Raw genomic sequence first — 12,003 nt, forward strand, 5'->3', positions numbered from 1 at the left:
ACCGAAGGGGATCGGCGAAAGACAAGAACAATGGCGGAACGATCGCAAAATCTTCAGGACCTGTTCCTGAATTCAGTTCGCAAGAGCAAGAACCCGCTCACCATCTTCCTCATCAACGGCGTGAAGCTGACCGGCGTGGTCACTTCGTTCGACAATTTCTGTGTCCTGCTGCGCCGCGACGGTCATTCCCAGCTCGTTTACAAGCACGCCATTTCCACGATCATGCCGAGCCAGCCGGTTCAGATGTTCGATGGCGAGGAAAGCCAGGGCGCCTGATTGGCACGTGAGAAAGACGCGGACGCACCAGTTCGCGGAAAACCAGCACATCATCCCGGGACGGAAGCCAAGGGCCCGACCCGGGCCGTTGTCATCGTGCCGGTGCTTGCCCGCCAGCCGCGCGGCGACGACGATACCAACCGTCCGCGGCTGACGCGTTCGGCTGACGCTCGTCATGACGAAGCGGTCGGCCTTGCCCGCGCCATCAACCTTGATCTGATCCACACGGCGGTGGTGACCGTCAACGATCCGCGGCCGGCGACGTTGCTCGGCAGCGGTAAGGTCGCCGAGTTCGCCGAAATCGTCAAAGAGGGCCATGCGGAAGTGGTCATCGTCGACCATCCGCTGACACCGGTGCAGCAGCGCAATCTCGAAAAGGAACTGAACGCCAAGGTGCTGGACCGCACCGGGCTGATCCTTGAGATCTTTGGCGAGCGCGCGCGCACCAAGGAAGGCACACTGCAGGTCGAGCTTGCCCATCTCAACTACCAGAAGGGCCGTCTCGTGCGCAGCTGGACCCACCTTGAGCGCCAGCGCGGCGGCGCCGGCTTCCTCGGCGGTCCCGGTGAAACGCAGATCGAATCGGATCGGCGCGTCCTTCAGGACAAGATCATCAAGCTGAAGCATGAGCTGGAGACCGTGCGCCGCACCCGCGACCTGCACCGCGCCAAGCGCAAGAAGGTACCGTTTCCGGTGGTGGCGATCGTCGGCTACACCAATGCCGGCAAGTCGACCTTGTTCAACAGGCTGACCGGAGCCGGCGTGCTGGCGCAGGACATGCTGTTCGCCACGCTCGATCCAACGCTGCGCCGTGTGCGCCTGCCGCATGGCACGCCGATCATCCTTTCGGACACGGTCGGTTTCATCTCCGACCTGCCGACGCATCTGATCGCTGCTTTCCGCGCCACCCTGGAAGAGGTGGTCGAGGCCGACCTCGTCATCCACCTGCGCGACATTTCCGATCCCGACACAGCCGCGCAGGCTGAGGATGTCGAGCGCATCCTGGCCGACCTCGGCGTCGACGCCGGCGACGCCAAGCGTGTCATCGAAGTGTGGAACAAGATCGACCGGCTGGACGAAGGCAACAGGAACCGGCTGCTTGCTGATGGCGCCGACGCCAGCAAGGCGCCGCCGGTTGCGGTGTCGGCGGTGACCGGCGAGGGCATCGATGCGCTGAAGGCGATCATCGAAACGCGGATGGCGGGCGAGCTCGAAGACCTGACGGTGACAATCGAGCCGGCACAGTTCGGTCTTGTCGACTGGCTTTACCGCAATGGCGATGTCGTTTCGCGAACCGACAATGATAACGGCAGCGCCACCATCTCGCTCAAGGCGACGCAAAGCGCCCGCGAAGAGATCGAAAGCAGATTGCGTCGCAAAAATCAGGGCTAATGCATGTCGCCCAAAAGTGGCTCCGGTTTTGGGAGAACGACTTGCATAGACAAACCTAGTGGTAAAAATCTAACGCTTGGTACCAGAGGCGTAAGTCCGTTCAGGGTCGGTCGAATGCAGCCGTTCGTCTCGCCGATCGGAACGGAACGAGCAGGGAGCGCCAAGGATGGAGATTCACCGGGTTTCACGCTGACGATCCGAAGCTTTCGTTGATCGGTTGGATGATGAGGCGAACCTGAACGGAACAGTCGTTCCACCACCCCGCGCCTGAGATTTCATTGGACAGACAATAGTGACTCGAGGAGTGTGAGCGCATGATCCATGTGGGGGCATCATGGTGCTGGTTCGGTCGTTAGCGTCGCGTTTTGTACCTGTGCTTTGCGTGCTTTTGCTTGCCTCGCTTTCACCGGGGATCGCAACAGCGCAACAAACCGATGTGGTGCTGGCTGTCGGCACCATCACCACCGACAACTATCCGGGCCAGGAGTTTGCCGGCAATGGTCTGGGCGAGGCGATTTTGCACGCTGCCGTCAACATGCTGGATGACGGTGGGCAATTTGCCTGGTGCGCTGGACGGGTCGTTGAATGGCGACGGATCGACGAGGTGAACAAGGAGCAGAAGTTTCAGCAGACGGAATATGTTGACCAGGCCACTGCGATCAAGAAACTGGGTACTATCGCAGCAGACTATCTGATTGGCGGCAGCATCACGTTCGGCGCCGGGAAAGCCGACTGGACCATTGAGATCAGAACCAACCCCGGCGGCGCGCTTGTTGACAGCTTCACCGGCTTTGCCAAGGACGATGCGGTGGCGGACGAGGCTGTCCGCATTACCGAACACGTGCTGGACAAGATTTGCCCTGGTCCCTGGACAGTCACCGGCGGCGGCGCGCGGATCGTGGTGACCGGGACCGTGATGAAGCTGGACGAGCCGTTCGAGGTGGTTGGCAAGTTTCCCGGTGGCACTGCGAATTTCGTATACTCGCCGACGTCGCGAGCGGGCGGGACGGTAGACTATGTGCTTGCCGGAAGCGGTGTTTCGGGCGCTGGCAGCGGCACCTATACTATCAGTCCGTCGGGCGACAGCTTCACCATGACGATCCAGCAAACCACGACGGGCTGCATCGCCGGGATACCGAACTCCTGCAAGACCAACAGCGAAGTCCTGACGCTCACCCCGATTTCGCACTGACGGTCTGCTTCATGCCCAGGTCATGCCGTCCTGGCTGACCTGGCGAAACGACCGTCTCGGGTCAGGACTTCTCAATCAGCCTCTGTGCGGGAAGGTCCGCAACGGGTCCAGGCTGTGTAAAAACGTGCCGCCGCAATTGGAGCTTAGAACATCGTTCTAAGCGACTCCATCAGTGGACCTTACCGCAGCATTGGATCTCTCATTATTGCCGTTAACTCGGAATTCAATTCTCCGGGCCCCAAGTATCGCAGTGTTTTTACACAGGCTCGGTCGGAAGACGTCTTCCCCACCAGGTACCAAGCGTTAGATTTTCACCACTAGACTAGTTCAACTATGCTCCATTTGGCGGGATTCAGCGGCGTCACCACCTCTCGACCGCAACCGCAGCAGCAGAGATGAGTCGCCGTCGAAAAGCGCCGCGAAACGTACAGGACGCCCGCCTCGACATCGTCGGGGATGTAGTCGACGAACCTGGGCTGAAGACGATCAACCGGCGGCATCAGGTCCCTCGGCGACGATTTCGCCACTCGCTATCGAGTACCCAAGGTAGACCGACTGCCGGCTACCGATACAATCATCACAGACCACGCGAAGCTCTCGACGGACAGACATCCAAGCGAGTATCTGACAACCATCAGCAGCCGAGCCCCGCCCCCGTCTCATATGTCTTGAACCCGGACACCCTATGGCTCCGCTGCGCCAAGTGTATTAGACTGATCTCATACACGTCCATCCGCGGGCGAGCGCGCCCGGAGGGTTAGACGATGACGGTCTACAGGCGATTGTTGCTGCCGAGGGCCTTCCCGATCCGGGTCAGGCTTTTCGAAACCGGTTGGCTTCGGCTTGTCAGTCGGGCTCTGGTCGTTGCTTTCATTTCTTGGTTTGCCGTCGGTGCGGTGACGGCCGGGCCGCTCAACGACGCTGCTCGGGAGGGCGACGCCGGAAAGGTTGCCGAACTCCTGGCACAAGGCGCCAATGTGAACGATCGCGACGAGAGCCGTCAGACCCCGCTGATCGATGCGGCGCTTGCCGGCAAGACCGAGGTCGCCATTGCGTTGATCGGGGCCAAGGCGGACATCGAAGCCCGCAACGATCGCGGCTTCACCGCGCTACATGCGGCAGCCTACTCAGGAAGCCTGGACATCGCAAAATTGCTGCTCGACCACGGGGCCGAGGTCGACGCGTTGAGCACGCACAAGATCACGCCGCTGCATGTGGCAGCAGAAGAGAACCAGACGGCCATCGCGGAGCTGTTGATCTCGCACGGCGCACAGGTCGAGGCAATCCAGGAATACGGGTACACGCCTCTCAGCCGTGCGACATTCTATCAGAGCACCGACGTGATGGTTTTGCTCAAGAAGCACGGCGCAAAATGCCAACCCAAGGAAACGATGGGGTCGTCGTACAAGGTGTGCATCGCCCTCGGCAACTGACATCGAGAAAGGTTACTGGAGGAGAACATGACAGAGAACCGTTCCAGAACGTTTGACAGTTTGCTTTGCGCGGGAGTAGCCGCCGCCTCCCTCCTCCTCTTCGGCACCGGTGGATCCCACGCCGGCGACGGAGTGAACACCGGATACTTCGGCAATGTCGCCATCCTGGGTTATGATCCGGTAGCATATTTCACCGACGGTCGCGCGACGATGGGTTCGCCCAAGATCTCGAGGAAGTGGCTCGGAGCGACGTGGTACTTCGCCAGCGTCCAACACCGGGATGCCTTTGTTTCCGAGCCGGTGCGCTATGCCCCTCAGTTCGGCGGCTTCTGCACCGGGGGAATGTCAGTTAAGGAGGCATCCGCGAACCTTGACCCGGAAGCCTTCCGCATCGTCGATGGCAAGCTCTTCCTGTTCTCCGGAAAGGAAGGCCTGGAGGAAGACTTCGATGCCAACCCGGCGCCTGTCATTGCGAAAGCGGAAGCCGAATGGCCCGCAGTGGAGACGAAGGAATTCGAGGCTAGAGCGGCCGCCAACTAGCTCCGGCGCGATGTCGTGAGCCCGCAAGTTGAATGGCGCCCGTCACCGAGACACCGAGAAATACCAGACTGTGACGGAGTCCGGCCAAGCGTACTCGTCCTGCGTATCGCTGCTCCCTTGGGGATTGCGATAGACCGGGGCGCAGAACTTGCGGCCGAGCAAGGTCGCGGTGGATTGCGTGCAGAAGAGGTCGCCATCCACGCTGGACGTGCCGGTGATGATGCTGCTTTGCGAGCTCAGTGCGACATCTCCATTTGCACTCAGCTCCATGACGAACGCTGCGCCATTGTGTTGATGTCCTACCCATGTCCGATCGCCCGTTAGGGCTCGGATCGCGGCGGCGCCCAGGCGGTCCTCCTCCCGCCCGCGAAAATCGAAGCTCCGCTCGGGAATCCCCGCGGCGCGAAGGGCGCCCAGCCGGTGATCGAGGTCCTCTTGCCGCCGGTGGTGGGCGTAAACGACACGATAACCAGCGAGGTTCTGTTCGGGTATCTTTTTCAGGATTGCTGCAGCCGCATCGTGCGCCTCGGCCATGCGGCCAAGCCGCGCATTTGCCATGGCCAGCGTTTCGAGACCAAGGTCGCTGCGCTCTTCCGGCTGGACCTCGCTCAGCGCCTGCAAAGCCTTCTCGTACTGATGGTTCATGTAGAGCACGAAGCCGTAATAGTCGAAGACCTGGGCGCGCGGCTTGGGATCGAGCCGCAACACGCGTTCCATCGCTGCCAGCGCCTCCAGGTTCTGTCCTGCGTAGGTCAGCACGATCGCCCGATTGAGCTCCGCCTCCGCGCCGTTCGGGTCCAGCGCGACGGCTTTCTGGACCGACGCGATCGCCTGGTCCCATTCGCCGTCCAGCATCTGCAGGATGCCGAGCACGGCATAGGCGCGCGCAGATTGCGGATTGAGCTCCAGCGCCCGCCCTGCCGCTTCGTAGGAGCGCTGGCGAGCGACGGCGCTGAGCATGAGCACCTGGTAGTCGAAGCCGAGCACGTCCACCGTGGCGCGGGCATAGCCCGAGTAGGCATCTGCAAACGTAGGATCGAGCTTGATCGCCTTTTGATACAGGGACAGGGTCTCTCCGAGAGACCTGTTGTCGACCACATAAACCTTCTGCTCGGCTCGGGTGTAGAAATCGTATGCCTCCAGGCTTCGCGTGGGGAGGCGAGCAATCTGCGCTCGTTCGCCTTCCGTCAGACGCACCGAAAGTGCCTCAACGATACGCCCGATCACTTCGTCTTGAAGTGCAAATATCCTGGAGTAGTCGCGGTCGTATCGCTCGGCCCAGATGTTGCTCCCCGTTTGGGCATCGATGAGCTGGACATTGATGCGGACTAGATCTTCCTCCCGCCGGACGCTGCCCTCGACCACGTAACGGACGTTCAACTGCGCCGCGATCTCGTCGACGTCGAGGGATCGATCCTTGAAGGAGAACGCGGAGTTGCGTGCGATGATGAGGAGCCCCGAGATCTTCGAGAGATCGGTGATGAGATCGTCTGCGAGCCCTTCCGCAAAATAATCCTGGCCTGCCTTCTCGCTAAGATCGGTAAACGGTAGCACGGCGATGGAGGGCTTGCCGACCGACGAACCGACCGGGGTGGAACCGTGACCGGGCAGCAGGGCAATCGCTTGCGGCCAGAGCACCACCGCAATCCCCGCTATCAGAGCCAGAACGAGCGCCGTGGCGCCGATCATAGGCCATCGCCGAGAGCGCGACTTATTGGCTCCTGCGGTCTGTTCCAGCAGAACCCGATAGGCGCGGACCCGCTCTGGAATGTTCTTGAGACGCTGTTCGCCGAGCGACTTGAAGGTCAGGCCGAGCTTGTTGTGAGCCTGATCGTAGGCCGTTCCCGAGATGACGATGCCGCCAGGATCGCTCAGTCCTTCCAGCCGGGCCGCGATGTTGACGCCGTCGCCGTAGAAATCGTCCTTGTCGATGATGACGTCACCAAGGTTGATCCCGATACGGAACACTAGCTGGGTATCTTCGGGAAGACCGAGGTTCTGCTGCGCGGCGACCCGTTGGATTTCGACGGCGCAGGCTACCGCATCGACGACGCTCTCGAACGCGACCAGAGCACCGTCGCCCATGAGCTTTACGATGCGGCCATGGTACCCTTCGATCGACGGTTCGATGAGTTCGCGCCGGAGCGCCTTGAGCCGCGAGAGGGTGCCCGTCTCGTCCAGCCCCATCAGCCGGCTGTACCCCACCACGTCGGCGGCGAGGATAGCGACTAGCTTCCGTTCAAGATGTTGGGCCTGCTCCACAGCGCATGATTATAGGGAAAGCTCCATGGCAAGACCATATGCGCGGTCAAGGAGCCGGAACCTGGGATGCGGCACGGGCGCGCCCGGCCGTTTTGCCGGCAGCACTCCATGAAATCGCTCAGTCTGGGAACCTGTGTCCTAAATCGCGAAGCACACAGGTTTTGGTGTGGCGTTGCACGGATCGCGAACGCGACGGTCTCCCTCGTCGGGTGTCGGCGCACCGTGCGCATCGAAAGCCAAGCCGCATGGATGGTCGGGACGTCAAGCTCGTCGGCGGCGGCGGACTGCCCTCTAGCCGGTCGCGATTGCCGAGGAGGGGACCCGCAGAACGGTGGCTGGCCTTGATTTTTTGACCGGGGGAGCCCTCCCGAACGACGCGCCACGTGCTAACGCCCGCCGCATGCGCGCCGCCTGACGGTGCCGGCCAACAAAGGTGACACTGTCGTCGGACAGCGTGGAAACAGGCGCCAGGCAGGGCCGTCGGCCATCACCGAGCTGGCAGCGCTTCGGCTTGCTCGGGCCAGGGCGGCCTTGGATGCGTTCACCCTGATCGTCACGGCCCTGCGCGCCGAGCAGCGGTCCGGCGGCGCGGCGCGGCACCGATCCATGAGGCAGTGCTCCGCCCACAGACGCTGAGTTGCACACGGCCGCCGACGGTCGGCACGCCGGCCCGTGCAGACAGCGGGCAGCGTGGCGCGGGATAGCAGCTACGATGACCCCGCCAACGCCGGCCCATGACCGGCACGCGTCCGCCACGCGTTCGTGCCGGCCCGCCCAATGTGGTCGAGGCGGCGGAAGCCCAGCGGTTCAGTTGAGAGGCCCGGTCCGGCCGGTCCGACATAAGAAGCAATTCTTCCTCTTACTACTCTTCTTCCCAGCTCTCTCCGACCGTCTTCTCTGCACCGCGATTAGAATAAGAAAATGGTCGGACCGGGCGGACTGACTTTTTTTCGCGGATGGGCTCAGGTGCCGAGCGACTACTAGGCGAGCGCTATCGCAACGGGTAGTGCCCGGCACCGCACCGATGTAAGTCTTGGGCACGGATGATGCCGAAGGCGGTGCCGCATATGACCGCTTCGCGCCTCAAAGAAGGCGTTCAGTTGATTGAGAGCTACGCCCGGAGGCCGTCGTTCGTTCAGCTAATTGGTCGCGGCCATACGCATTCAATTCAAACGGCTGGAACGCAGTCAGAAAGCGCCGGCCAGGCCGACACATAAATATGTTGTAGGCGCATCCGATCTGGACGCATCGCCAGCTTCGCTCCAGCGATCAACGAGTATGGTACCTCTCGCGGCACACGCCGACGGCTCGACCAAGCAGCCCGCTTGATCTTCGTCGAAAGCTGCGCTCATTGAGCTAGGATACGCCTTGCGAGTGGTCCAAAGCCGCCGCTGAGGGACCCAGCCATCGCCTTGGCCAATGAGCGCGGCATAGTACGGTCGCGCGATCTAACGGCCATCGACGTCCCTCGCTGCTCCTGGACCGCATGTGCGAAGAGGGCCTCCTCGTCAAGGTCGGCTATGGCCTGTATCGCCCAACTGCTCGCCGGGAAGTTTAGGCGATGCTCCGTCGGCTCGCATCCTGCTGACAAAATCTGTCACTGCCCTGCGCTATATGTGTTTCATCCACTCAACAAAGGAGAAACACGATGAGCAATAACACTAGCCCCGCACTCAAGGTCGCTTTGGCCTATCACAACGCTTGGAAGAATCTCGACCATGCGACGGCCATGAAAGTCGTCGCAGACAACGTGGTCTCTGAAACCCCATTCGGCCCCATCGAAGGCGGCGCCGCACTGCACAAATCGGAATCTGAGTTCGCCGGCATGCTCAAAGGAGCGACGATGGTTGCCGCGTTCGGCGACGAGAAGACGGCGCTCCTCATGTACTACACCCACACCCATCCCGCCCCCAGCGTCCTCTCCGCGAAGTACTTCACGGTCGAGAACGGGAAAATCACCGGGATCAAGGCGCTCTTCGACAAGAGTGTATTCGGGGCTCAGTGAACCGGTCCATCCGCACTGAACCACACCTTTGAAGGAGAGTACCCCCATGATTACCATTACTGCTGCGACGGGCCGCTACGGGCGGCTCGTCGTGGATGGCTTGCTCCGTCGCGGCGTTCCGGCCAACGAGATCGTGGCCGCCGTCCGCAACCCGGAGAAGGCGGCCGACCTGGCCGCCAAGGGCGTTCAGGTCCGTGACGCGGATTACGACAGGCCCGAAACCCTGAAGGCCGCCTTTGCCGGCGCCGACAAGCTTCTGCTGATCCCATCCGCCGACTTCGCCGAGCGATATACGCAGATGGTCCGTGCGGTCGAAGCTGCGATCGACGCCGGCGTCGGACTCGTCGCCTATGCGAGCTTCGTCAACACCGACACCAGCACGCTGCGACTCGGCGAAGCGCACAAACTGACAGAGGCCTTCATCCGCGATTCCGGCCTGCCTTACCTGATGCTGCGCAACGGGGCCTATATCGAGGTCTACGCCGGCGATCTGGGCGGCATGGACTATGCCCTGAGCACCGGCACTCTTATCGGCTCGGCGGGCACGGGGAAGATTTCCGGTGTGAGCCGTGATGATCTGGCCGAAGCTGCTGCCGTCGCGCTGGCAAGCAAGGATCAAGCCGGAAAAGTGTACGAGCTGGGTGGGACGGCATGGACGAAAGCCGATCTGGCTGCAGCAGTTTCACAACTCACGGGCAAGCCGCTCGTGCACCAGGACTTGCCTGTTGGGGCTTACGTTCAGGCGCTCACGGGAAGCGGCCTCCCGCGCTTTCTAGCTGAAGTCATTGCTGACGCGGGCTTCGCTACGACGCGCGGTGACTGGTACACCGACAGCACTGACTTGCCGCGTCTTCTGGGACGGCCGAGCACGCCGCTGATTGATGTCGTCGCCGCCACGCTCAAAAGGAACCGCCTGCTATGAAGCGGATTCAGTATCATCAATATGGCGGCCCGGAGACTATGAAGCTCGAGGATTTCGAGCTTCGCGCGCCGGGCAAGGGCGAGGTTGCCGTGAAGGTCAACTTCGCCGCCATCAATCCAATCGATTGGAAAGTACGCAACGGTCACTTGAAGATGGTGACTGGGAAAAAGTTTCCTCGCGCCTTTGGCAGCGACTTTTCCGGCACGGTGATTTCGGTCGGTCCGGGCGGTACCCGCTTTCAGGTGGGTGACGCCGTGTTCGGGTCCGCCCAAATCAAGGATGGTGGCGCGCTCGGCGAGGCTGTGATCGCGCCAGAAACCTTTCTTGCCAGGAAGCCGGCCTCTGTGTCCTTCGTGGAAGCTGCGTGCCTCGGAACCCCTGGAATAACGGCGTGGAATGGTCTTGTTGACAAGGCGCACCTGCAGGCAGGCGCTCAGGTCTTTATCAACGGCTGCACCGGCGGGGTCGGCGAATCCGCCGTCCAGATCGCGCGGATGCTTGGGGCCAAGGTCTCGGGAAGCTGCGGGGCACAGCAGATGCAACGTGCCCAGGAGATGGGGCTGTCCCGCATCTACGACTACCGAACGACCGATCTCTCCAAGATCAACGAGCGGTTCGACGTCGTGTATGACACCGCCGGAGCCATGACAGTCGCGACAGGGCTCGGCTTGCTCCGCAAGGGTGGGGTGTATCTGGACATCAATCCGACGCTGGGCAAGTTTGTTCGCGCGATCTTCGACCGGAGGCTCAAGCCCATCGTCTGTACCGCAAGGGCGGACATCCTGGACGGCCTTGCCTGCGCGGCAGGCGAGGGGGCGCTTCGGCTCCCGATCGTCGAGACCGTCCCGCTCAAGGACTCGGTCGCTCTGGTCACGGCTCTGGAGCAAGGGCGCAAGCTAAACGGCAAAGCTATCGTGTCGATGCCTTGAGCAAGCCCCTGCCAAAATTTGGCATTGGCTGGTAGAATAGTCTTATGTCCAAGAGCAATCGGCTTTTCGATCTGATGCAGATGCTGCGCCGGCACAATGGTCCTGTGCCGGGCAGTGATCTTGCGCGTGAGGCCGGCGTTTCATTGCGAACCATCTATCGCGACATCGCCACGCTTCAGGCGATGGGAGCAGATATCGAGGGAGAACCAGGCTTCGGCTACGTGCTGAAGCCTGGCTTTCTGCTTCCGCCGCTCATGTTCTCCCAGGAAGAGCTTCACGCGCTGACGCTCGGTGCGCAGTGGGTCGGCCGCCAAACGGACGACGGCTTGGCCTTCGCCGCCCAGAACTTGATCGCAAAGATTGGTGCGGTGCTGCCAACAGAATTGCGGCACCTACTGACCGACAACGCTTTTCATGTCGGCCGCAACAGGCCCGAGACACCGGCCGTAGATCTGGGGATCGTCCGTCAGGCCATGCGCGAACAGTTTAAGCTTCAGACTGCCTATCGCGATCCAAAGGGCGACGAGACGTTGCGTGTCATCTGGCCGATCATGCTGGGCTTCATCGAGTCGAAGCGCTTCGTGGCCGGCTGGTGCGAGCTTCGAGAGGATTTTCGGACGTTCCGAGCGGATCGGATCGAGCGCGCTGAACTCCTTGAACAGCGCTATCCGGGTCGGCGACGTGACCTCGCCAAGCGGTGGCGAGCGCAAATAGCCGAGGAAGCCGCAAGATCGCCAAGCGCCGCTAAAGCGATCGGCTAAGATGGCCTTTCGCATGGAAGGACGTTGGATCGAGGCGGGAAAAATCGCTCGCTGGCGCGCTGCATCGCACCCGTAGAAAAGGCGTCAGCTTTGCGGATCGGAAAGAATCCAGTCAGCGACCGACATTGGGTCGTTTGCCGAATGTCCGCTTCAGACAACTGTGTTTTGAAAGCGGACATGCTGCTTTCGTGAAGAGTTTCGGGCGCCGGCAGGCGTACGAAAGTCCCCGAGGAAGGAACCCGCGGGCCACAGTCGATGGCTATGGAGATTTCGATTTGCGGCGGATGTCGG

Annotated in this window: 12 protein-coding genes; 9 read left to right on the plus strand and 3 right to left on the minus strand. The window is 61.5% G+C overall.

Annotation, left to right across the window (positions count from 1 at the left end):
- Positions 1-30 precede the first annotated feature (30 nt).
- From hfq to ACFFNA_RS23260, 3 genes are all read left to right on the plus strand, one after another.
- Positions 31-276 (plus strand): RNA chaperone Hfq, encoded by a 246-nt coding sequence (hfq, locus tag ACFFNA_RS23250; protein WP_006202172.1) that lies wholly within the window; start codon positions 31-33, stop codon positions 274-276.
- Complete coding sequence (gene hflX, locus ACFFNA_RS23255) at positions 277-1,668, plus strand: GTPase HflX (RefSeq protein ID WP_378921928.1); 1,392 nt, start codon at positions 277-279, stop codon at positions 1,666-1,668. It begins immediately after the preceding gene.
- A 334-nt stretch (positions 1,669-2,002) separates the two neighbouring features.
- A complete protein-coding gene (locus ACFFNA_RS23260; protein ID WP_378921930.1) occupies positions 2,003-2,860 on the plus strand; it encodes a hypothetical protein in 858 nt (285 codons plus the stop codon).
- 317 nt (positions 2,861-3,177) lie between these two features.
- Here ACFFNA_RS23260 and ACFFNA_RS23265 read toward each other — a convergent pair whose 3' ends face one another.
- Positions 3,178-3,360 (minus strand): ubiquitination-like system serine protease family protein, encoded by a 183-nt coding sequence (locus ACFFNA_RS23265; protein WP_378921932.1) that lies wholly within the window; start codon positions 3,358-3,360, stop codon positions 3,178-3,180.
- A gap of 396 nt (positions 3,361-3,756) precedes the next feature.
- On the opposite strand from ACFFNA_RS23265, the gene ACFFNA_RS23270 reads away from it, so the two are divergent.
- Both ACFFNA_RS23270 and ACFFNA_RS23275 read left to right on the plus strand, forming a co-directional pair.
- The gene (locus tag ACFFNA_RS23270; RefSeq protein ID WP_352663153.1) at positions 3,757-4,293 is read left to right on the plus strand and encodes an ankyrin repeat domain-containing protein; all 537 of its coding nucleotides are present in this window, start codon (positions 3,757-3,759) and stop codon (positions 4,291-4,293) included.
- Positions 4,294-4,320: 27 nt separating this feature from the next.
- Positions 4,321-4,833 (plus strand): YHS domain-containing (seleno)protein, encoded by a 513-nt coding sequence (locus ACFFNA_RS23275; protein ID WP_378921934.1) that lies wholly within the window; start codon positions 4,321-4,323, stop codon positions 4,831-4,833.
- 42 nt (positions 4,834-4,875) lie between these two features.
- Here the strand turns inward: ACFFNA_RS23275 and ACFFNA_RS23280 are convergent, their stop codons facing one another.
- Positions 4,876-7,095 (minus strand): adenylate/guanylate cyclase domain-containing protein, encoded by a 2,220-nt coding sequence (locus ACFFNA_RS23280; protein WP_378921936.1) that lies wholly within the window; start codon positions 7,093-7,095, stop codon positions 4,876-4,878.
- Positions 7,096-8,743: 1,648 nt separating this feature from the next.
- On the opposite strand from ACFFNA_RS23280, the gene ACFFNA_RS23285 reads away from it, so the two are divergent.
- Genes ACFFNA_RS23285 through ACFFNA_RS23300 form a run of 4 tightly spaced genes read left to right on the plus strand, consistent with a single transcriptional unit; the run spans position 8,744 to position 11,712 of the window.
- Positions 8,744-9,100 (plus strand): nuclear transport factor 2-like protein, encoded by a 357-nt coding sequence (locus ACFFNA_RS23285; protein ID WP_111549036.1) that lies wholly within the window; start codon positions 8,744-8,746, stop codon positions 9,098-9,100.
- 46 nt (positions 9,101-9,146) lie between these two features.
- A complete protein-coding gene (locus tag ACFFNA_RS23290; RefSeq protein WP_378921938.1) occupies positions 9,147-10,022 on the plus strand; it encodes an NAD(P)H-binding protein in 876 nt (291 codons plus the stop codon).
- Entirely contained in the window at positions 10,019-10,951 is a 933-nt protein-coding gene (locus tag ACFFNA_RS23295; protein WP_378921940.1) for an NAD(P)-dependent alcohol dehydrogenase, read from the plus strand. Before ACFFNA_RS23290 ends, ACFFNA_RS23295 begins: the two co-directional genes overlap by 4 nt.
- Before the next feature lie 44 nt (positions 10,952-10,995).
- A complete protein-coding gene (locus tag ACFFNA_RS23300; protein ID WP_378921942.1) occupies positions 10,996-11,712 on the plus strand; it encodes a helix-turn-helix transcriptional regulator in 717 nt (238 codons plus the stop codon).
- On the opposite strand, the gene ACFFNA_RS23305 is transcribed toward ACFFNA_RS23300, so the two are convergent.
- Positions 11,709-12,003: hypothetical protein (locus tag ACFFNA_RS23305; RefSeq protein ID WP_378921944.1), on the minus strand; the 295-nt coding region annotated here is incomplete at its 5' end. The genes ACFFNA_RS23300 and ACFFNA_RS23305 overlap by 4 nt on opposite strands.

Origin of the sequence: Mesorhizobium kowhaii (assembly GCF_042431665.1) — a bacterium.
GTDB classification, from domain to species: Bacteria; Pseudomonadota; Alphaproteobacteria; order Rhizobiales; family Rhizobiaceae; genus Mesorhizobium; species Mesorhizobium kowhaii.

Excerpts from the sequence above, each read along its gene's own strand:
- ACFFNA_RS23260 (WP_378921930.1), top strand. The coding sequence starts at position 2,003 with ATGGTGCTGGTTCGGTCGTTAGCGTCGCGTTTTGTACCTGTGCTTTGC.
- ACFFNA_RS23290 (WP_378921938.1), top strand. The coding sequence starts at position 9,147 with ATGATTACCATTACTGCTGCGACGGGCCGCTACGGGCGGCTCGTCGTG.
- ACFFNA_RS23300 (WP_378921942.1), top strand. The coding sequence starts at position 10,996 with ATGTCCAAGAGCAATCGGCTTTTCGATCTGATGCAGATGCTGCGCCGG.
- ACFFNA_RS23275 (WP_378921934.1), top strand. The coding sequence starts at position 4,321 with ATGACAGAGAACCGTTCCAGAACGTTTGACAGTTTGCTTTGCGCGGGA.
- ACFFNA_RS23285 (WP_111549036.1), top strand. The coding sequence starts at position 8,744 with ATGAGCAATAACACTAGCCCCGCACTCAAGGTCGCTTTGGCCTATCAC.
- ACFFNA_RS23295 (WP_378921940.1), top strand. The coding sequence starts at position 10,019 with ATGAAGCGGATTCAGTATCATCAATATGGCGGCCCGGAGACTATGAAG.
- hfq (WP_006202172.1), top strand. The coding sequence starts at position 31 with ATGGCGGAACGATCGCAAAATCTTCAGGACCTGTTCCTGAATTCAGTT.
- ACFFNA_RS23265 (WP_378921932.1), bottom strand. The coding sequence starts at position 3,360 with ATGCCGCCGGTTGATCGTCTTCAGCCCAGGTTCGTCGACTACATCCCC.